This is a genomic window from Leifsonia sp. 2MCAF36 (genome assembly GCF_052115525.1).
GTDB lineage: Bacteria > Actinomycetota > Actinomycetes > Actinomycetales > Microbacteriaceae > Leifsonia.
Window position 1 is genome coordinate 242705 of record NZ_JBFRGV010000001.1, and the last position, 20402, is coordinate 263106.

Sequence of the window (20402 nt, forward strand, 5' to 3'; positions counted from 1 at the left end):
AGAGTTCGCATTTGGATGGTAACCAGACCGGGCGGCGAAAGTCAATTCTTAGTGGTCAATAGTTTTAAGAAATCTGGTCTATGGTTTCTGCATGACGAATACCGTCGGCGTGCGGGGACCGCGCGGCAGCTATGCCAAGACCAAGGAGCGTCGCCGCGCCATCGCGGAAGCCGCGCTCGAGATCGTGCTCGAGAAAGGCCATCGTTCCCTGATCACGGCAGAGGTGGCCCAGCGCGCGGGCCTGAGCGAGCCGGGCGTGCTCTACCACTACCCCACCAAAGACGATCTGCTGCTGGCGGCCCTCCGGCTCTCCGACGAGCACGAGTGGTCGACGATGCCCTTGGGCGAGTCCGTCCGGCGGGCCCCCGCACGGGCCGCCGAGAGCCTGAGCCGCATCAACGTTGTGCGACTCCACACGGCGATGTTCGGCGAGTCCAGCGACCCAACGCATCCCGCGCACGAGTACTTCAAAGAGCGTTGGCGGGCCGGTGACGAGCGCATGGTGCAGAGCATCGAACGCCTCCAGGCGGCCGGTGTGGTCGACGATGCTATCGAGCCGTACCGGGCTTCGCGCTGGATCCACACCGCGTGGGAGGGCCTGCAATTGCAGTGGCTGGCGGAGCAGGACTTCGACATCGCGACGGAGCTCCAATCGCTGATCGAACGCGTCCTCGGCGTGACGATGGCCGAGATCGACCAGGCGAGCGCGCCCCGCGGCTGACGTCGCTTACAGGGTCTCCCCCGCGTCGGCCAGCAGGGTGCTGCCCGTCATGATCAGGGAGAGGTCGCTGGCCGCGAAGAGCACGACGCGCGCGATGTCGTCCGGCGTACCCAGTCGTCCGATCCTGCTCTGACTCATGACGTCGAGAGGCGGCATCTCGATTCCGGCCGCCGCTGCTTGCTCGGCGCCGGCCTTGGCCGCGGCGAGGTTCCCTTCGGTGGGGACGAAGCTGGGCGCGACGCCCAGCACGCGCACGCCGAGCGGCGCCAGATCGACGGCGAGCGACTTGGTGAGCCCCAGCGCAGCGTGCTTGGAACTGACGTAGGCCGCCATCCCGGGGAACGCGACCTGGAACCCGGCGGTCGAAATGATGTTGACGATCACGCCCCCGGAACCGTCCGCCGCCATCCGACGGGCCGCTTCGCGGGACCCGAGGAAGACACCGCGAGCGTTGACGGCGAAGACCCGGTCCCACATCTCGTCCGGCATCTCGAGCACAGGGGCGTTGGGGAAGAGACCGGCGTTGTTCACCCAGATGTCGAGGCCGCCGAGTTCCGACACGGCGAGATCGGCGGCAGCGACCACCGATGCAGTATCCGACACATCGGCGCCGGTGCCGATCGCGCTCACACCGTAACGGGCCGCCAGCTCAGCGGCGGCCTCGCGGGCCGGCGCTTCGTTGATGTCGACGATGAGGAGGTCGGCGCCTGCCTCGGCCAGACGTGCGGCGATCGCCTTGCCGAGCCCTTGCGCCCCACCCGTGATGACCGCGCGTCGCCCGGCCAGGGAGACGAGCTGGGCGATCGAAGCGGCGGAGACGTCGGGGAAGGGAAATGGCATGTCAGACCTCCATGGCTGCACGGAAACAATTATTGGCAGACTATGTCATAAATAGCCGTCCGGCAATCGGCTACGGTCGGATCATGGTCGCGACTGCTCGGAATCGTGGACGCCCTCCCGCCGGCGACGAGGACGACCTGCGCACGCGCGCGATCGAACTCCTGCAGCGCCACGGATACCGGAACGTGACGATGGGGCGCATCGCCGTCGAACTGGGCGTCAGCGTGCGGACCCTGCACCGCTACTTCCCTGCGAAGTCCGACATCGTCTGGGGCGGCATCGAGGGAGCGCTCGATGCTCTGCGCCGGATGCTCGCCGACGCCGACGACGACCTCCCGCCCTTGGAGGCGATCGCAGCGGCGATCGTCTCGGTGTTCGCGCAGGACGCCGACGCGTTCGCAGTGGGCCGCGCTCGCATGCGTCTGATCGCCACCGAGCCGGAGCTCGAGACGACCCGACCGGAAACGTACCGGCAATGGCATGACGAGACCGTCGCGTTCTTCGCACGCCGACTCGGGCTGCCCAACGATGACGTCGTTCCCCAAGCGGCCGGCGCTGCCCTGCAATCAGCGATCATGGCCGGCCTCGCCTGGTGGGCCGTGCAGGACGACGATTCGCTCGCGCCGGGGTACGCCGTGGCGCGAGCGCTCCGGGGCCTGGGCTCCGTCGCGCGAGGAGAGAGCCCCGAGCGGCCCACCTGACGGCAGGAGTCCTACTCCGTCAGATCGTCGACCCGTACCGTCGCCCCACCGTAGCGGGCGAATCCGTGACTGAGCGCCGCGCCGTCCTCCCCCGCCCCGAACAGCAGCCGCGTTCCATCCTCAGCCCCCGACCAGGTGGCGCGGAGGCGCATCTCTCCGCTGGGCTCTCCCTGCAACTCCAACTCCGCCTCGTAGACCGCGCCGCCGGCCAGTGAGCCGCTGGACCTCTCGAATCCGTTGTAGACATTGAGCCCGTCGTCGCTGTAGTCGACATACCGGGCGGATGCCGCGAAGCTCCCGCGCCCGTCCGACGTCCGTTCGAATTCCACATAGCCCGACGACGCTCCCGCGATCCGTCCCGACGGGAAGACCGGAGCGGGCCGCGACAACAGCTCGCGGGCGGCATCGCCGCGGATACCGTACGGAGGGGACGGAGTGGGAACGGTCGCGACCGGCTCTCCGGGCGTGTAGTCGCGGAGTTCGGCGGTCTGGATGCGCAGCATCGGGCCGCGCTCGCCGAACGTCCCGCGCAGCATCTCCATCCACATCGCCTTCCGGCCACCCGGGTGCCACGACATGGGCGAGACGTACACCCAAGCCGGATCTGTGCTGTTCAACGGAACGCCCGCGTAGTCGCGTTCTTCCTTCGACCGTTCGAGGTCGACCAGAACGGGACCGATGTTGCCCGTCCGGAACCTGCGCACACCCTCGACGACGTAGAGGTAGATCACCCAGGAGAGCTCCATCGTCACCAGCTGCCCGTGCGGTCGCGGCAGCAGGCCTAGGAAGGTCGGGTCGGTCGCCGGCGACGCCCGAGCAGACATTACGATCCCGAGTCGCTCATCCGGAGACAAGATGGTCGTCTCGTCGTAGCCGGGTGTGCGGGTGACGGCTTCGATGGTCTCCGTGCGGAGGTCCTGCACGACGGAGTCGGTCAGCGCCGCTCCGCCGTCGCCGACGGAGGCGATGGCCGATCCGCCGCGGACGAACTGCTTCACCTCGCCGCCCAGCAGGGGCCGCGTCGTGTAGTAGCCCTCGCGTCGCGGATCAGGCGTCAGCAGGCTCGGGCTGCTGATGATGGCCGGATCCTCGATCGTGTACCGGTCGGGTCCACGGTGCAGCCTCCCGAGCGCGACGACGGCCGACAGGTCGGTGCGAAGGATCGTCCAGGCGATGTGCTCGTCGTCCTGCGACACGATGATCTCCGACCAGTGGTGGGAGGTCAGCGGATCGGAGGTGAGATCCCACGGGTAGTCGACGCCGATCAGGGATGCCGAGGCGGGAGTGTCGAGGTCGGGCGTCACCTCGAGCACGTAGTCGCCCAGGAGAACGCGCCGGTTGTCGGCGAACGGCATGTGCCGGATGCCGTTCGCGGTCGGCTTCTGCGGGATGCGACCGGAGAAGACTTCGGTGAATCCGGAACCGTCGTCCTCGACGACGGCGGCGTGATACCAGTCCTCAGCCGGGTCGTGCTGGTCCGTGCGATAGAGCACGAAGACCTTGCCCGACGGCAGGTAGGTGGCCGAGGGCGCACGCACCTTCTCGGGCAGAGGGACGTTCGCGATCCGGATGCGACCCAGCGATCCTGTCATACGACCACCTTCTCGTGCTTCTCGTGCGACACGAACCATTCCTGAATGGCACCCGCGATCGACTCCGGATCATCCTCGACAGGGAACGCCATCCCCTCTTCGTCGGGCTCCAGCCGCTCGAGAGTCTCCAATTGCGATGCGAGTAGAGCCGGCGGCATGAAGTGCCCAGGGCGAGCCGCCATGCGCGCATGCAGGAGGTCGGCCGACCCCGACAGGTGGGCGAAGACGGCCGCCCCTCCCGTTCCGCCGCGCAGCGCGTCCCGATAGCGCCGGCGGAGTGCGGAGCAGGCCACGACGATTCCGCGACCCGCGCTGAGCTCTGCGGTCATCGTCCGGGCGACCGCGTCCAGCCAGGGCCAGCGGTCGTCGTCGGTGAGCGGCGTCCCGCCGGCCATCTTCTGACGGTTGGACTCCGGGTGGAGGTCGTCGGCGTCGACGAACACGACGCCCAGGCGCTCTGCGAGCTGCCGCCCGATAGTGGTCTTTCCCGATCCCGAAACTCCCATCACGACGATGGCGGGCAGGTCCTTCAGGTCCGAAGTCATCTCAGCGGACGCTCTTCACCTTGGTGAAGATGATGAGTCCGCCGATCAGGGCGAAGACGGCTCCGATGAGATAGAGGGCGGTGTAGTTCTTGTCGGCGCCGACCGCCCCGATCGTGATGATCAACGGTGCGATGAGTGGCGCGATCGCGCTCGGGATCTTCTGGGCGAACGCCACGACGGCGAGGTACCGGCCCGCCTCTGCCCGGCTCGGCAGCACGGCGAACACGATCGCCTGGTCGACGACACTGAAGGCCGCGATCGCGAGCTGCATGATCACCGAGCCGACGATCAACGGGAGGAGCGAGTGGGCGAACGCCTCGACGCAGGCGCCCGCGACGAAGAGCAGCGAGCCGATCAGTGTGAAGAGCTTGCGCCGCCCGAGCTTGTCGGAGAGGAAGCCGCCCAGGAGTGCGCCACCTGCCGCCGCGACGACCCCGATGATGCCGATCGCGGCCACCACACCGGCGACCTGTATCACGGGGATGTGGAGGCGCTGCGCGTAGAAGAAGGTACCGAACGTGGTGTTGAAGTACAGCCCCATGAAGAAGATGAAGCGGCCGAGCCAGTTCCAGCCGAAGTCCGGGTACTTGCGCGGGTTGAACACGTACGAGCTGAACAACGTCTTGACGCCGACCGTGTCGTTGCGGACGATCGCCCGCGAGCTGCCCTCCCGCTTGATGATCACGAACGCGAGGATCAGAACCAGTCCGATGATCGCGGGAAGCACGAAGATCATCAGCGTGGAGGAAACGACCGCGTAGGCGATGCCGATTCCGAACACCGGGGCGATCTGTGTCGTGACCCCGGTGAGGGCGGAGGCGCGCCCACGCTGCTCCTCCGGCACCTTGTCGGCGAGTATTGTCTGGATGCCCTGACCGGCCGTCGCCCAACCCATTAGGCCGACCACCCAGCCGACGCCGACCAGGAAGATATTGGGAGCGACGGCGATGAACGCGACCGCCACCAGACCAACGAGCGAGCCGACGACGATGAAGGGGGTCCGTCGGCCGAACGGCGAACGCAGCCGGTCACTCCACACGCCCAGCAGGGGGCTGAGGACGAGATAGATCAGTTGGGCGGTACCGGTGACGTAGCCGAGCACTTCCTCGTGGCCAGGTGCCAGTTGGGTGACGCGCACAGCGAGCGAGTAGGTCAGCGGCACCATCAGTGCGAGGCTGGCACCGAAGTTCGCCACCGTGATCCAGAACAGGAAGCTGGCGCTAACCCGCTTCAGAGGCGGAGCGACGAGGTCCGGCCCGTTCACTTCCTGGTTCTGCGGTCCTGCGGCGGGACCTGCCGTAGTGGGTAGCACCGTCGTCGCCTCCACTCGCACGGCGCGGGAGGATTTGGTGTCGAGGTTGCTGTACTTTCGCATTGCTTTTGACTCCTTCGTCAAGTGAACAGTGTTCGGGGAGACCGTTTACCAATCGTGGACGGTGCCGTCGGCGAGCCGGTTGTAGGGGAGGTAGGCGCGGATGTACGGGTACTTGCCCGCCTCATCCACGTCGAGCTCGACGCCCAGGCCGGGCTTTTCTCCCGGATGCAGGAAGCCGTCGTGCCAGGTGTACGACTGCTGGAACACCGCGTCGGTCTTCTCGCCGTGCTGCATGTACTCCTGGATGCCGAAGTTGTGGATGGCGAGACCGAGGTGCATCGCGGCGGCCATCCCGACCGGCGAGATGTCGGTCGGTCCGTGCATGCCGGACTTGATCTGGTACTGCGAGGCGTAGTCCAGCACCTTCTTCAGGTGGGTGATGCCGCCGGTGTGCGTGACAGCGCTCCGCACGTAGTCGATCAGCTGCTCGCGGATGATCTGCTGGTAGTCCCAGACGGTGTTGAAGATCTCGCCGATCGCGATCGGCGTCGTGGTGTGCTGCCGGACCAGCCGGAGCGCTTCCTGGTTCTCGGCCGGAGTGCAGTCCTCCAGCCAGAACAGGTCGTACGGCTCCAGCGACTTGCCGAGCTGCGCCGCTTGAATGGGCGTCATCCGGTGGTGCCCGTCGTGCAGCAGCGGCAATTCGGGCCCGAACTCGTTCCGCACGGCCTCGAACACGGTCGGCATGTGCCGGAGGTAGGAGCGGGTGTCCCAGTCCTCCTCGTTCGGCAGGCCGCCGCGCTGGGCGGGCTCGTGGTCGTAGCGCACACCCTGGTTGGCCTCGTAGGTCGCGTTCGACGCGATGCCGTAGATGGACTTCAGACCCGGCACCGCCGACTGGATGCGGATCGCCCGGTATCCCTTCTCCTGGTGCTCGCGCACACTGTCGAAGAGCTCCGGCAGGTCGCGGCCCGAGGCGTGGCCGTACGCGAGCAGCCCCGTGCGCGATGCGCCGCCGAGCAGTTGGTACACCGGCATCCCGGCCGCCTTGCCCTTGATGTCCCACAACGCCATGTCCACGGCGGCGATCGAGGCCATCGTCACCGGACCCCGTCGCCAGTATGCGCTGCGGTACAGGAATTGCCAGGTGTCTTCGATCCGGGAGGCGTCGCGGCCGATGAGCAACGGGACGACGTGCTCGGCGAGGTAGGCGACGACTGCCTGCTCGCGACCGTTCAGGGTCGCGTCGCCGAGCCCGGTCAGGCCCTCATCCGTGGTGAGCTTCAGCGTCACGAAGTTCCGGTCGGGACTGGTGACGATGACCTCGGCTTTGTCGATGCGCATGGGGTGTTCCTCGAAATCGTGGCGGGTGCGGTTCAGGATTCGCTGCCGGGCTTGCGGCCGTCCAAGCCGCGCCACCTGCTCTGCAGCGAGAACGCGGCGCCCTTCGGCTTGCGGTCGCGGGTGAAGACGCCCTTCTTGTTCCCGTCCACACGGTGGATGCCGGGACCTGTCATGAAGTCGGCGAAGTTCCAGATGTGCTCACCCACGAATTCGGGGATGCGGTCGAAGACCCGGTGGTAGGTGGCGAGCAGGTCGGTCTGGTACTCCTCCGTCCACGGCATGTCCCACACCGAATGGAGTCCGGGCTGGGTGTCAGCACCGTACTCCGACATCATGATCGGCTTGCCGAAGCGCTGCACCCAGCCGCGAAGTTCCTGCTCGAGTACCGTCTCGGCGGTGGCCAGATCGCCGGTGAACACATACCAGCCGTAGTAGCGGTTGATCGACAGTACGTCGAAGAGGTCGCCGATCTTGTCGTTCGCCGGTGTCGCGAACATGACGGCCGCATAGGTGAGGGGACGCGTGGGGTCGAGTTCGCGGGCGAGATTCACGAGGGGCTCGAAGTACTCCCGCGAGCCCTCCTCGTTCGAGGCCGGCTCGTTGGCGATGCTCCACATGACCACGCTCGGGTGGTTCTTGTCGCGCTCGATGAGCTCACGGAGGTGCTGTGCGTGGACGTTGCCCGTCTCGCCGCCGAAGTTCTCCTCGGCGAAGGTGGGTGTCGGCGGGATGCCCGTGAGGCCGCCCTGGACACCGAGGTTGAGCCCGACGGCGGCGGTCTCGTCGACCACGACGATCCCGTGCCGGTCCGCGAAGTCGAGCACTTCCTCCGCGTACGGGTAGTGGCTGGTGCGGAAGCTGTTGGCGCCCGTCCACTCCAGCAACTGGAAGTCGTGGACGAGGTAGGCGTCGTCGTGTCCCTTGCCGCGGACGGGCGTGTCCTCATGCTTGCCGAAGCCGGTGAAGTAGAACGGATCGCCGTTGATGAGGAACTCGGTGCCGCGCACCTCGACCGTCCGCACGCCGAACGGGAGCGTGTAGCTGTCGACGAGGTCGTCGCCGCGGACCACCTCGACCACGAGGTCGTAGAGGTAGGCAGCGCCCGGCTTCCACAACCGTACGTCGTCGATCCGGAGCGTGCCGGCGGCGCCGTGGCTCGCCGCCACCTGTGCGCCGGTCTCATCGAGCACCCGGACGCGTATCGCGGAGCCGTCCGTGCCGCCGGCACGCACGGTGTACTCCACAACGCCCGCGGCGCCGTCGATGCCGGTGGTCACCGTGATGTCGTCGACATACGAGAGCGGCGTGCTGTAAAGCTTCACCGAGCGCGCGATGCCCGCGTAGTTGTAGAAGTCGTGGAAGTAGGCCTGGCGTTCGCGGCCATCCGGCCCGGCGGTCACGGATCCCGGCGGGATGGTGACGTTGGTGAGCCGGTTGTCCACGGCGACGGTGAGGCGGAACTCCTGCCCCGCGTTCAGAACATCGGTGAGGTCCGCGTCGAACGGCGTGTAGCCGCCGACGTGCTCGGCGACAAGACGGTCGTCGACGTACACCTTCGCCGCGTGAGTCACCGAGCCGAACCGTAGGACAATCCGCTCTCCCTCCCAGCCGCGCGGCACGCGGGCGTCGCGCTGGTACCAGACGACCCCGACGTGATCGCGGACGGTGGAGTCGACGAACAGGTCGTTGTAGCTGGCGGGGACCGGTGCCTCCAGGTCGGTGTCGAGGCGAGCGGTCCACGGCTGGGCGCCGGCGGTCGTGTCGAGCGCGAAACGCCAGAGGCCGTCGAGGCCGACGACGTCGCGGGTGGGGGTGGTTCGGGTGCTGAGCATGATTCTCCTACGCGGCACTGCGGGGGACAGTGGACCTAGTACAGCAGGTTTTTGGCAATTCGGCAAGCGATTGCCATAATGGGGATGCGAACCCCGCAACTCACGCATATTGGAGGCGATGACGCCGATGACCGAGACGGCCCCGACAGGACTCCGGATCGATGCAGGAGGAGACCAGTTCCCGGTCTCCGGTCCCCGCCCCCGACTCTCGTGGCTGCCGGTGGACAGCGACAGCGTCGGCACCACCGGCGGCTATGAGCTCGATGCCACGATCGACGATGAGCGGCAAGCACCCGCCCAGGCCAGCGGCCATCGCCTCAACGTCTGGCCCTGGCGACCGTTGCGCAGCGGCGAGCGCGTGCGCTGGCGGGTGCGCGCGGCCGGAGCGGCCTGGAGTGACGAGCACGTCTTCGAAGCCGGGCTGCTCAATGACGACTGGACCGCCGAGTGGATCTCACCCGCCGAGCCGGCGGATGCGTCGGCGAGCGGCGAAGGCGCGTACGGCAAGCGTCCCGGCCACGTGTTCCGCCGGGACATCCGCCTCGACCGCACGCTGGTAAGCGCGCGCCTGTATTCGACCGCTCTCGGCGTCTACGAGGCCTTCGTCAACGGCGAGCGCGTCGGCACCGCCGAACTCTCACCGGGGTCCACCTCGTACGACAAGACCGTGTACGCGCAAGCGGCAGACGTCATGCCGCTTCTTCGCATGGGCGGCAACACGGTGGAGCTGCTGGTCACCGACGGCTGGTGGCTGGGCCAGGTCGGAGCGTTCCATGCCCCGGCGGCCTGGGGCGCCGAGCGGGTCGCCGCACGGGCAGAACTCCATCTGCGCTTCGACGACGGCACCAGGGAGATCCTGCGCACCGACGACAGCTGGACCAGCTGGACCTCCACCGTCGTCCGCGCCGGCCTCATGGACGGCCACGCCACCGACCTGACCGTCGAACCGACCGAGGTGGGGCCGGCCCGCGTCGGACAGGTGTCTGCCCCACCAGTTTCGTGGTCGCCCGCCCCGCCGGTGCGCCGGGTCGAGGAGCGCGCGCCCGTCTCCCTCACTCAGCTCCCCTCCGGCGAGTGGATCGCCGACTTCGGGCAGAACGCCTCCGGCTGGACGCGCCTGACCGATCTCGGGCCGCGCGGCAGCCGGACCGTGATCGAGCACGGCGAGCACCTCGACCCGGGCGGCACCCTCGACATGTCGCACCTCGACTCGGAGCGCGAAGGCGACGGCCTCGTCGTCCTCGACCAGAGGGACGAGGTCGTCTCCGCCGGGATCGAGGGCGCGGCCTTCGAACCGAGGCACACCATCCACGGTTTCCAATACGCGCGGATCAGCCGCGGCGACGTCCCTCTGAGCTCCGACTCGATCCGGATGCAAGTCGTCAACACCGACCTCGCGGCGACTGGCACCTTCCGGTGCAGCGACGAGGACCTCAACCGGCTCCACCACGTCGCAGAGTGGAGCTTCCTCGGCAACGCCGTCGACATCCCGACCGACTGCCCCCAGCGTGAGCGCATCGGGTGGACCGGGGACTACCAGGTGTTCGCGTCCACGGCCGTCCGGCTCTTCGACGTTCACGGCTTCACCCGGAAGTGGCTGCAGTCGGTGCGCGACGACCAGTTGGACGACGGACGGATCGCGAACTTCTCGCCCGACGGCCGTCAGGTCAAGCATCACCCGGAGCTCCAGGTCGCACAGATGACCGGTTCCGCCGGCTGGGGCGACGCCATCGTCCACGTCCCGTGGGTGCTCTACGAGACCTACGGCGACCGGGAGGAGCTCGCCGCGAACTGGGACGCCATGACCCGTTGGGTGGAGTGGGTCGCCGAGACCGCTCGCACCCGTCGGCATCCGAGCCGCGTGCAACGCTCGGCCGAGCCCCTCCCCCACGAGCAGTTCCTCTGGGACGGCTCCTTCCACTGGGGCGAGTGGTGCGAGCCGAAACTTCGCACACCGGAGGGCGAGCTCATCGACCCGCTCAAGGCGGACCCGATGGCCTGGTTCACGGAGGACAAGGGCGAGATCGGCACAGCCTTCTTCTACCGCTCCTCGTCGGAGCTGGCGCGGATCGCCCGGGTCATCGGTCACGACGACGCGGCTGAGCGCTACGAGGCACTCGCCGCTGACATCCTGGCCGCATGGCGGACGGAGTTCCTCCGGCCGGACGGCCGGACGACCAAAGACACCCAGGCCGCCTACGTGCGTGCGCTCGACTTCGGGCTCATCCCCGGCGACCTCCGTGCATCATCGGCAAACCGGCTGGTGGAGCTGATCCGCTCGGCTGGCACGCATCTCGGCACCGGATTCCTCTCGACTGCCGACCTGCTGCCCGTCCTGGTCGAGACCGGTCACGCCGACCTCGCCTACGAGCTGCTGTTCCAGCGGACCACGCCGTCCTGGCTGGGCATGCTCGACCGCGGCGCGACGACCATCTGGGAGGACTGGGACGGTGTCGATGAGAACGGCGTCGCCCACGATTCGCTCAACCACTACTCCAAGGGCGCGGTGATCCGCTTCCTTCACACGCACCTGCTCGGTCTCGACCAGGCCCCCGGCTCCGTCGCGTGGGAGTCGTTCGTCCTGCGACCTGTCCTGGGCGGCGGCGTGACCTGGGCCGAGGGGTCGTACACCACACCGCAGGGAACGCTCAAGGCGTCCTGGCGCGTTCAGGATGGGCAGATCACGGTGTCCGGGACGGTGCCGCCGGCGACGACCGGGAAGGTCGTCCTCCCGAACGGCACCACCATGACCGTGCGAACAGGCGGGTTCTCCGTGGTCAGCGCCGCCTGATCCTCACACCGACGACCGAAAGGGCCCGGCAGCGATGCTGCCGGGCCCTCGTCGTGCTGACAGATCTCGCGTCAGGCCGCGGCCGCTCGCCCATTGCGGATGGCGACGTCGCCCAGCCAGCCCAGGCTCGGCTTCGGCGTGCGGACGAAGGTCTCGCGGTCGACCTCGATCAGCCCGAACGTGGGCTCCCAGTGCCCCCACTCGTAGTTGTCGAGGAGGGTCCAGTGGAGGTAGCCGCGCACGTCCACGCCGTCGGCGATGGCCAGGCCGAGGTGGTGCAGCGCTTCGTCCGTGTAGGCGATGCGGCGGGAGTCGTCGTGGGTGGCGATGCCGTTCTCTGTGACGACGATCGGCACGCCGCCGGTGACCTCTGCGGTGTGCCGGACCGCGATTCCGAGGGCATCCGGTCGGTAGGCGGTGCCAACGAGGGTGTTGTCGGGGTGCTGCACGTGGGGCTCGATGCCGTCCGCATTCACCCACTGAGCGGAGTACGACTGCACGCCGACGAAGTCGTCGCCGCGCGAACCCTCGAGGTAGAGGTCCTCCCAGATGTACTCGAGTTCGCGGCGCTTCTCCTCGCCGCCCGGGCGGGTCTCGAAGGCGCGGTTGGCCACCGTCCAGCCGACCTTGGCTCCGGTGCGCTCGCGCACGATGTCGCGGACCGCGTGATGCGCCTCGACGAAGATCCGGCCGATCTCGGGGCTCGGTGCCGGCAGCGCCGGGCGCGGACCGTCCGTGTCGACGGTCGGGCTCTGCCAGCCCTCGCCCTTCTCCTGCGTCTGCTGCATGAGCGCCGCCATGCCGGTCATCATGGCGAGCATGTTCGGCTCATTCATCGTGGCGATCCACTCCACGCCGTCGAGGATGGTCGTCGCTGTCTCGACGTACGAGCGGAACCGGTCGATGGCGCTCGGCGCCATCCAGCCGCCCTGCTCCGCGAACCACCGCGGGTTGGTGAAGTGGTGCAGGGTCACGAACGGGGTCAGCCCGAGCTCGTTCGCCGTGTCGATCATCCGCCGGTAGTGCGCAAGCTCGGCGCGCGAGATCAGGCCGGGCTCCGGCTCTATGCGCGCCCACTCGATCCCGAACCGGTACGCGTTCAATCCCGCGTCTGCGAGCAGTCGCATGTCCTCCCGGTAGCGGTGGTAGCTGTCGCAGGCGTCGCCGCTGCGCTCCATGCCGGGGACGCGGCCCTCGTTGGCCCAGAAGTCGCTGTTGAGGTTGTTGCCCTCGATCTGGTGCGGCGCGGTCGAGGCGCCCCAGAGGAAGCCGTCGGGGAAGGTGGTCATCGGTTGGTTCCTACTCTCTCGGGTGTGCGGTCGGCCTCCATGGCCGACAGGATGGTGTGAACGGTCGTCGCGAATTCGTCGTCATCCGCCAGTTCGGGAGCGAGCTCGCGAAGCACGGCGCGCGGGTCCACGCCCGGTGCCTCCTGACGGATCCACACGGCGACGGCGGTGGCGCAGCCGACAGCACTGCGCCCTGCGGCCCGCTCCGCCAGCGCGATCGGGACGATTCGAAGCCGCAGCTTGGTGCGGGACCCCTCGCCGATCTGAGCGAGCCGGTGGACGATCCGCGGGTTCGCGAACCGCTCCGCCAGAGCGTGGCAGTACGTGACGGTCTCCACGGTCGGGAGGTTCCTCGCCGCTTCCTCCCACAGCTCGTCGACCTGATCGCGGCACACCGGATCGGCGAACGCCTCGGCGACGGTCGCGTGGCCGCGCAACCGCCCGGAGGACGCGAGCAGCGTGTGGGCGCCGTTCAGCATCCACAGCTTCCGCGCTTCCCACGGGGTGATGTCGTCGACGAAGCGGGCGCCGGCGGTCTCCCACTGCGGCCGGCCGGACGGGAAGTCGCCCGCAAGGACCCAGTCGGCGAACGGCTCGGTGACGACCGGCGTCTCGTCGAACCACCCGGTGGCGGCGGCCACGAGCGCGCGGTCCTCCGGGTCGAGGCGCGGCGTGATGCGATCGACCGAGGTCGAGACGAAGGACGCGCCGCGCGGCAGCCACTCCGCCAGGTCCGCGTCGACCTCCCTGGCCAGGCGGTCGAGGGCGCGGCGGACCAGCGGCCCGTTCTCCGGGAGGTTGTCGCACGGGACGATCGCGATCGGCGGCGCGCCGGCCAGCCTTCGGGCGTGCAGGCCGAGCAGCAGGCGGCCGCCGACGGTGCGCGGTCCGTCGACTGCGGATGGCGTTGCGGACTTTCCCTGCTCGATCACGCCGCGGAGGAGCCGGATGTCCGACTGGATGTCCGGGTCGTCGAGGTCGAGTTCGCCGCCCGCATCCACCCTGTATCCCGCTTCGGTGACGGTCAGCGTGACGACCGCGACCTCCGGCGACGCGAACGTCGCGACGAACCCCGCGATGTCGTCGCCTGCCGACGCTCGGACGATGCTCCCGATCAGCTCGAAACGGTCCTCCGCGGGGCCGCGCTCGATCAGTGTGTAGACGCACCCCTGCGCGGCGAGGACTTCGGCTGCGTCCGGCCGCCGCCCGGTGAAGGCGGCGATCCCCCACTGGTCGGCGTCCGCGGCGTGCGCGGTGTACCAGGCCTGGTGGGAGCGGTGGAATGCCCCGAGTCCGAGGTGCACGATCCGCACCGGCGGGACGCTCTCCTGGTCTGAGAGCGCGTGGTGGGACAGCAGCGGGGCGGTGGATGCGGTGGTCACAGTTTGAAGACCCTCTTGGGCAACGGGCCGACCAGCTCGTCGGCGATCTGCTCGGCCGCGCTGAGGGCGATTCTGCCCTCGGCGACGTAGCGGGCGAGGAAGGCGGCATCCGCCCGTCTGGCCGTGTCGTGGCGTGCGGGGATGGAGAGGAATGCGCGGGTATCGTCGACGAAGCCGGACCCGCGGAAGAACCCCGCCGTCTCGGTCACGGCCGAGCGGAACCGGCCCATCGCATCCGGCGCGTCGAGGAACCACCACGGCGCCCCGATGTACACGCTGCGATAGAAGCCGGCCAGAGGCGCCAGCTCCCGGGAGTACACCGTCTCGTCGACGGCGAACAGCACCAGGTGGAAGCCGTCCGCGTTTCCGAACCGCTCCAGAACCGGACGGAGTCCCCGGACGAAATCGGTGCGCACCGGGATGTCGTGGCCGGTGTCCGGACCGAAGCGTTCGAACGTCTCGGTGTGGTGGTTGCGGAGCACGCCGGCGTGGATGGTCATCACGAGGCCGTCCTCCACGCTCATCCGGGCCATCTGGAACAGCATGTGAGCCCGGAAAGCCCTCCTGCTGTGCTCGTCCGCCGTCCCCGACGTGACCTCCCCGAAGAGCCGCTGGGCTTCCTCGGGCGGGAGATCGAGCGCGAGCGGCTCTTCGACTCCGTGGTCCGCGGACACGGCTCCGTGGTCGATGAAGTGGCGGCGACGTTCCTCGAGGGCCGTCAGGTAACCGGCGAAGGTCGCCGGCTGTCCCGTGGCCGCCAGCAGGCGGTCGACGTTCTCCTGGAACCCGCGCGCATCGGGATCCAGGTACCCGTCCGGGCGGAACGTCGGGACGACCCTCAGCCCGGAATCCCGGAGGGCGTCGTGGTGGGTGAGATCGGCGAGCGGGTCGTCCGTCGTGGCGAGCACCTCGATGCCGAAGCGCTCGAACAGGACGCGCGGCCTGAACTCCGGCTCGGCCAGCCGGATAGCGACCTGGTCGTAGATCCGCTCTGCGGTCTCGGGGCCGAGTTCCTCACCGACTCCCAGCACCGACGTCAGCGCCTCGTTCAGCCAGTAGCCGGAGGCAGTGCCCGCGAAGAGATGCCACTTCTGGGCAAGGATTCGCCACACCGCGCGTGGATCGGCTGTACCGCCGACACCGAGTTGCTCGAGGCCGACGCCGTGTGCGTGCAGCAATCGGGTCACGTAATGGTCGTGCGTGATCAGAAGGTCGGCCGGGTCCCGGAATCGCTGATCATCGGCCAGCCATTCCACCGGGACGTGACCGTGCGGCGAGACGATCGGAGCGTCCGCCACGCGCAGATACAGGTCACGCGCGATGTTCCGGGTGCGCGGATCCGCGGGGAGGAGTCGGTCGGGGTCGCGACGTCGCGGCTGGTGCATTGGCCCATTCCACCGCGTTCAGCGGATTTTGTCAACCGGTTGCCGAATCGGTCGTAGCTCGCCGATCGCGCAGTTTGCAGGGTATTTTGCGGAGCAAGCTTCACCCTCACGCAGCTCAGTTCCGATAGACTGTGCCAACCGCTTGCCGAATAGCGACGACGCATCGTAGAGGGAGCCCCGTGAGCGAATCAGAGGCATTGGCGCCGGTCCGCACGGGCGCGCGAAAGCCGCCCGCGACGATCTACGATGTCGCCAAGGCGACCGGTGTGAGCCCGTCGACCGTTTCGCGAGCATTGAACAAGCCGGGGCGCCTCAAGGAAGCCACCGAGCGCCGCATCCGCGACGCCGCAGACCAGCTCGGGTATCGCATCAACCCGATGGCGCGGGCGCTGCCGACCGGTAAGACCGGCACCTTGGCGCTCCTCGTCTCGGACATCACCAACCCCGTCTACTTCGACGTGGTCCGTGGCGCGGAACGCGTCGCTACCGCGAACGACCAGACCCTGGTTTTCGCCGAGTCCCAGGAGTCCCCCGAACTCGAGCTCGCGACGGCGCAGCGTCTGCAGACCTCCGTCGACGGGCTGTTCCTCGTCGCCTCCCGACTCACGGACGACCAGATCGCCGAGCTCGCGTCCGTCAAGCCCCTCATCGTCGCCAACCGGCTGGTGCCGGGCGTGACGGCGGTGGTCCCGGATCCGCGTCCCGGGATCGGCGCCGCCCTGGACCAACTCCACGAATTCGGCCACCACCGCATCGCCTACCTTTCGGGACCGGAGGCCTCCTGGATGAACGGCGTCCGTTGGCGCACCCTCTTCGCGTATGCCGTCGAGCGCGGCATGTCGATCGTCGAGATCGCCTCGGTGACGCCGACCCGCGAGGGCGGCGCGGAGGCGCTGCCGCGCGTGCTCGCGGCGGACGTGAGTGCCGTTTTCGCCTACAACGACCTTCTCGCGCTCGGCCTCCTGCGCGAGGCGCAGCACCAGGGCATCGAGGTGCCGAGCCGGCTCAGCATCGTGGGCTTCGACGACATCTTCGGTGCGGATCTGCCCACCCCAGCCCTCAGCACCATCAAGAGCCCGCTGCGGGAGCTGGGCGAGGCGGCAGCGCACCGGCTCCTCGTCGAGATCGATGAGCGGGACGAGGAGTACGCCCCGTCGCTGCCGACGAAGTTCGTCAGCCGAGAGTCGGTCGCCGACCTCAGATGACTACTGCGCGATGCGGACAAGAGCGCTTCGTGAATCGTTCGTCGTTGGAAACTAGGAGGTGCAGCGCCGTTGACAGCCACACCAGAGACGGCTCCACACGCCGTGGCGTCGCCTCCCTCTAGCTTTGCGCAGCGGTCTTCGCAGCCGGATGGCCACTCAGCGGGCGCCTCATGCACTCGCCTAGCAACGGCCAACCTTAACGTCACCATCCGCTGAACGTCACCCGAGTGCCGAGGAGGCACCCCCCTTCCGTCGGCTCTGATCTATCAGACCTGCTCGAACCCCAGGTCGCGTTTCGTCCAACGTCCCGATCCGCCGTCCCCTCGGAACCGAGATCGACATAACAGCACGCCCACTCCGCCGAAGTCTGCCACCAGACCCGGGAGTAGTGGTCCGCCGCAGCGGCTGTCCACCCGTCATCAACGGCAAGTCGCGCAACGCGCAGGGTTGGTGCAGCGTCAGAGGGGCATGATCGTGAGACGCGAGAACCAGATCAAACGAACTCCCTGGGCATTACGCCTAGTCGCCGTTCCAAACAGCTGACGGATCGTTTCGAGAGAACAAGTGCATGCGGTCTAATCCAGGAAAGTCGGAACAACATGCTCGATGAAGAGCTCGAGCGAGCGCTTTTTCTGCGCGTGGGTCAGACTGTTGTCGCTCCAGAAGCTGAATTCGGTTACGCCGAGCGCTTCATAGTGGCGTAGCCGTTCGATGACTTCGGCCGGCGTTCCGACCATCGCGGTGCGATGGAGCGACTCGAGCTCGAACTCCGGTCGCCCCGCGAATTTCTCGAGGGGGCTTGGATCGAGGAACCCATCGACCGGCGTTGTCTTGTTGCCGAACCAGGCGTCGAATGTGCGGTAGTACTTCTGAATGCCCGCCGCGCCCACTTTCCACCCGTCGGGATCTGCTTCGTCATGCACGTAGGTGTGACGCAGCACCATGATGTCGGGCCGCCGGGCAACCTCTGGGTGAGCGGCGATTGCTGTCTCGAATTTCTGGATGAGGTCCTCGACCTCCTCGTCTCCTTTCATCAAGGGCGTGACCATGACGTTGCATCCATTCGCCACAGCAAAGTCGTGGGACTCTGGACTCCGAGCGGCGACCCAGATCGGGGGGTGTGGTTTCTGGACGGGCTTGGGGACGCTCGTGGACGTGGGGAACTGCCAGACTTCGCCCTCGTGCGCATAATCGCCCTCCCATAGCTTGCGGATCGCGGGGACGATTTCGCGCAGGTGCTCGCCCCCGTCGGCCGCCGGCATCCCGCCCGCAAGGCGATCGAATTCGAACTGGTATGCCCCTCGCGCGACGCCGATCTCCGCGCGGCCGATCGTGCATCCCACGTACGTCCGCCAAAGCGCACGGTCTCAAAGAACCTCCGGCCTCGAGCAGTACAAGCAGGAGATTCTGGAAGTACGTGCGGCGTTCCCGGACCTTCTCACCATCGTCGACAAGCTCATCGTCAGTGCCGACGGGGCAAGCGCGGCCGTCTTCTGGCATTCGAGCGGCAGCTTCTTGGGCGAACTGCAGAACGTTCCGGCCACGGGTCGCCGGGTCGAGACACGAGGGTCCAATCTTCTGACACTGAAAGACGGCCTGATCACCCACGAGAGCGTCACCTGGGATCACGCTGAACTCTTGGCCGACCTCGGCATTCCGTCGCTGAAATCCGCGTTCGAACCAGACTCTGAGAAGGTCGTTGTCGACGTGCCTGGAGCGACCCTCCACCCGGACTCGATCAAGGGATTCAACCGGCAGTTCGTGACCGGGGTGACTGTCGTCACGACGATTGACAGCCGAGGCAATCCGCGTGGATTGGCGGCGAACTCCTACGCTTCCGTCTCGTTGGAACCGCCGCTTGTGCTGGTTTGCGTTCAAAAGACCGCCGGTACGTACGGGGCGTTGTTCAGTTCCACGCACCTCGGAATCAACATCGTGAGCAACGCGCAACGTGACGTTGTCAGCGCGTTCGCAGCGAAGATCCCGGACAAATTCGCACACGTCAAGTGGCACGTCGGCCCTGACGGCAGCCCCCTCATCGACGGATCTGCAGCGTCCATCGAAGCGGAAATCAAAGAACGGTTCCAGGCACGGACGCACACCGTCTTCGTCGCCCGGGTTACCCACGCGGAGGTCTCCGACGTGGACCCAATGGTCTACAAGGCCGGCCGCTTCCACGACGGCGGTGAGCCAAGTACCGTCGTGTGGACCCGCTTCGTGCGCGACCCGCAAGAACTGGGCGGCTGGCGCGAATACTACGACCGCTGGAACAAATGCCGATCGGCGCCTGAATCGACCGACTGGGACCTCACCCTCCCCATTCGTGCGGAAGATCACTTGCTTTCACTCCCGACCTTCTCGAAGTGGGGCGCAGAGCTGGCTGCCATCACCGCCGGCGAAGACCACATCATCGTATGTGGGGTCGCCACCGACTGTTGTGTGCTTTCGACAGTGTTCGGTGCGATTGACGCCGGCAAGTCGGTCACCGTCGTCACCGACGCGTGCGCCGGGGTGACCGATGAGGCTCATCAACAAGCAATCAGCCTGCTTGACCTCTTGTCTCCGATGGTCACCCTCGCAACGACAGACGAAATGATTACTCAGAGCATGCAGAGGACTACAGCTAGCTCTTGATGCCTCCGGCGAACCCCTGGATGAACTTCCGTTGGGCGAAGATGTAGAAGAGGAGAACGGGGATCATCGAAACGATGATGCCGGCGAAGACGATGTTCCAGGCTGAGACGTTCGCGCCCACGAATCCGTAGATGACGACGGGAAGCGTGGCATTCGCCGACCCCGACAGGAAGATCAGCTGCGTGAAGAAGTCGTTCCAGATGATCAGGCCGGCAAGGATGGCGACGGTTCCGGTCGCGGGTGCAAGCAGGGGGAAGATGATCCGTCGGAATGTCTGAAATCGCGAGGAACCATCCATTTGCGCGGCCTCCTCGTATTCCCTCGGCAGGGACCGCGCGAAGCCGGTATAGAGGAAGACGACCAGCGGCATGAGGAGCCCGCTGTACAGGACGATGAGCCCGAGCTGGCTTCCGACGAGGCCCACCGAACGTAGGACAACGTAGACCGGCACCATCCCCAGCTGGAAGGGAAGGATGATGCCGATGAGAAAGAGCACGTAGAGGGCATTGCTGAGCCGTCCCGGCAGTCTGGCCATGGTGTAGGCGGCGATCGATCCGAGCCCGATGAGCACGATCAGGCTTCCCGCCGTCACAATGGCGCTGCTGAGCAGACCCTGAGGGATGCTGCCGGTGGCCGAGCCCATCCACGCGTCGGCGAACGCGGAGACGGTCGGAGGCTGAGGCAGCGCGATCGCTGATGAGAGGAACGCGTCTGAGTTGCCTTTGAAGGCGACATTGACGAGGAAGTAGAACGGGATCATCAGCACCATCGCGATCAGGATGGTGACGATCTCGACCGCGAAGCCGCGGCGTCCGTAGCGGTGCAT

At 67.2% G+C, this 20402-nt stretch carries 16 protein-coding genes; 5 read left to right on the plus strand and 11 right to left on the minus strand.

Annotated features, from left to right (window positions below; translation table 11 throughout):
- Positions 1–91: 91 nt before the first annotated feature.
- Positions 92–721, plus strand: coding sequence for a TetR family transcriptional regulator (locus AB4079_RS01175; RefSeq protein WP_441785444.1), 630 nt, complete (start codon positions 92–94; stop codon positions 719–721).
- Positions 722–727: 6 nt separating this feature from the next.
- On the opposite strand, the gene AB4079_RS01180 is transcribed toward AB4079_RS01175, so the two are convergent.
- Positions 728–1561, minus strand: a complete 834-nt coding sequence (locus AB4079_RS01180; RefSeq protein WP_441785445.1) for an SDR family NAD(P)-dependent oxidoreductase — start codon at positions 1559–1561, stop codon at positions 728–730.
- 83 nt (positions 1562–1644) lie between these two features.
- On the opposite strand from AB4079_RS01180, the gene AB4079_RS01185 reads away from it, so the two are divergent.
- Entirely contained in the window at positions 1645–2262 is a 618-nt protein-coding gene (locus AB4079_RS01185) for an acyl-CoA-like ligand-binding transcription factor (protein WP_441785446.1), read from the plus strand.
- A gap of 11 nt (positions 2263–2273) precedes the next feature.
- On the opposite strand, the gene AB4079_RS01190 is transcribed toward AB4079_RS01185, so the two are convergent.
- The 5 genes from AB4079_RS01190 to uidA are packed head-to-tail and all read right to left on the minus strand — an operon-like array spanning position 2274 to position 8890.
- Positions 2274–3854 (minus strand): hypothetical protein, encoded by a 1581-nt coding sequence (locus AB4079_RS01190; RefSeq protein ID WP_441785447.1) that lies wholly within the window; start codon positions 3852–3854, stop codon positions 2274–2276.
- Positions 3851–4399 (minus strand): gluconokinase, encoded by a 549-nt coding sequence (locus AB4079_RS01195; protein WP_441785448.1) that lies wholly within the window; start codon positions 4397–4399, stop codon positions 3851–3853. Before AB4079_RS01195 ends, AB4079_RS01190 begins: the two co-directional genes overlap by 4 nt.
- Before the next feature lies 1 nt (position 4400).
- The gene (locus AB4079_RS01200) at positions 4401–5774 is read right to left on the minus strand and encodes an MFS transporter (RefSeq protein ID WP_441785449.1); all 1374 of its coding nucleotides are present in this window, start codon (positions 5772–5774) and stop codon (positions 4401–4403) included.
- A gap of 45 nt (positions 5775–5819) precedes the next feature.
- The gene (gene manD, locus AB4079_RS01205) at positions 5820–7058 is read right to left on the minus strand and encodes a D-mannonate dehydratase ManD (RefSeq protein ID WP_441785450.1); all 1239 of its coding nucleotides are present in this window, start codon (positions 7056–7058) and stop codon (positions 5820–5822) included.
- 32 nt (positions 7059–7090) lie between these two features.
- Complete coding sequence (gene uidA, locus AB4079_RS01210) at positions 7091–8890, minus strand: beta-glucuronidase (protein WP_441785451.1); 1800 nt, start codon at positions 8888–8890, stop codon at positions 7091–7093.
- A 127-nt stretch (positions 8891–9017) separates the two neighbouring features.
- Here uidA and AB4079_RS01215 point away from each other — a divergent pair, with 127 nt between their 5' ends.
- Positions 9018–11681, plus strand: a complete 2664-nt coding sequence (locus tag AB4079_RS01215) for a family 78 glycoside hydrolase catalytic domain (protein ID WP_441785452.1) — start codon at positions 9018–9020, stop codon at positions 11679–11681.
- Between the two features lie 71 nt (positions 11682–11752).
- Here the strand turns inward: AB4079_RS01215 and AB4079_RS01220 are convergent, their stop codons facing one another.
- From AB4079_RS01220 to uxaC, 3 genes are read right to left on the minus strand one after another with little or no spacing between them, the layout of a single operon-like run.
- A complete protein-coding gene (locus AB4079_RS01220; protein WP_441785453.1) occupies positions 11753–12970 on the minus strand; it encodes a glycoside hydrolase family 1 protein in 1218 nt (405 codons plus the stop codon).
- Entirely contained in the window at positions 12967–14352 is a 1386-nt protein-coding gene (locus AB4079_RS01225; RefSeq protein WP_441785454.1) for a mannitol dehydrogenase family protein, read from the minus strand. Before AB4079_RS01225 ends, AB4079_RS01220 begins: the two co-directional genes overlap by 4 nt.
- Positions 14349–15737 carry a glucuronate isomerase gene (uxaC, locus tag AB4079_RS01230; RefSeq protein ID WP_441785455.1) on the minus strand — a complete coding sequence of 463 codons (1389 nt, stop codon included), beginning with the start codon at positions 15735–15737 and terminating at the stop codon, positions 14349–14351. Before uxaC ends, AB4079_RS01225 begins: the two co-directional genes overlap by 4 nt.
- 179 nt (positions 15738–15916) lie before the next feature.
- Here uxaC and AB4079_RS01235 point away from each other — a divergent pair, with 179 nt between their 5' ends.
- The gene (locus tag AB4079_RS01235; protein ID WP_441785456.1) at positions 15917–16942 is read left to right on the plus strand and encodes a LacI family DNA-binding transcriptional regulator; all 1026 of its coding nucleotides are present in this window, start codon (positions 15917–15919) and stop codon (positions 16940–16942) included.
- A 575-nt stretch (positions 16943–17517) separates the two neighbouring features.
- On the opposite strand, the gene AB4079_RS01240 is transcribed toward AB4079_RS01235, so the two are convergent.
- A complete protein-coding gene (locus tag AB4079_RS01240) occupies positions 17518–18285 on the minus strand; it encodes an LLM class flavin-dependent oxidoreductase (protein ID WP_441785457.1) in 768 nt (255 codons plus the stop codon).
- On the opposite strand from AB4079_RS01240, the gene AB4079_RS01245 reads away from it, so the two are divergent.
- Positions 18275–19576 (plus strand): isochorismatase family protein, encoded by a 1302-nt coding sequence (locus AB4079_RS01245; protein WP_441785458.1) that lies wholly within the window; start codon positions 18275–18277, stop codon positions 19574–19576. The genes AB4079_RS01240 and AB4079_RS01245 overlap by 11 nt on opposite strands.
- Here the strand turns inward: AB4079_RS01245 and AB4079_RS01250 are convergent.
- Positions 19566–20402 carry a carbohydrate ABC transporter permease gene (locus AB4079_RS01250; protein ID WP_441785459.1) on the minus strand — a complete coding sequence of 279 codons (837 nt, stop codon included), beginning with the start codon at positions 20400–20402 and terminating at the stop codon, positions 19566–19568. The genes AB4079_RS01245 and AB4079_RS01250 overlap by 11 nt on opposite strands.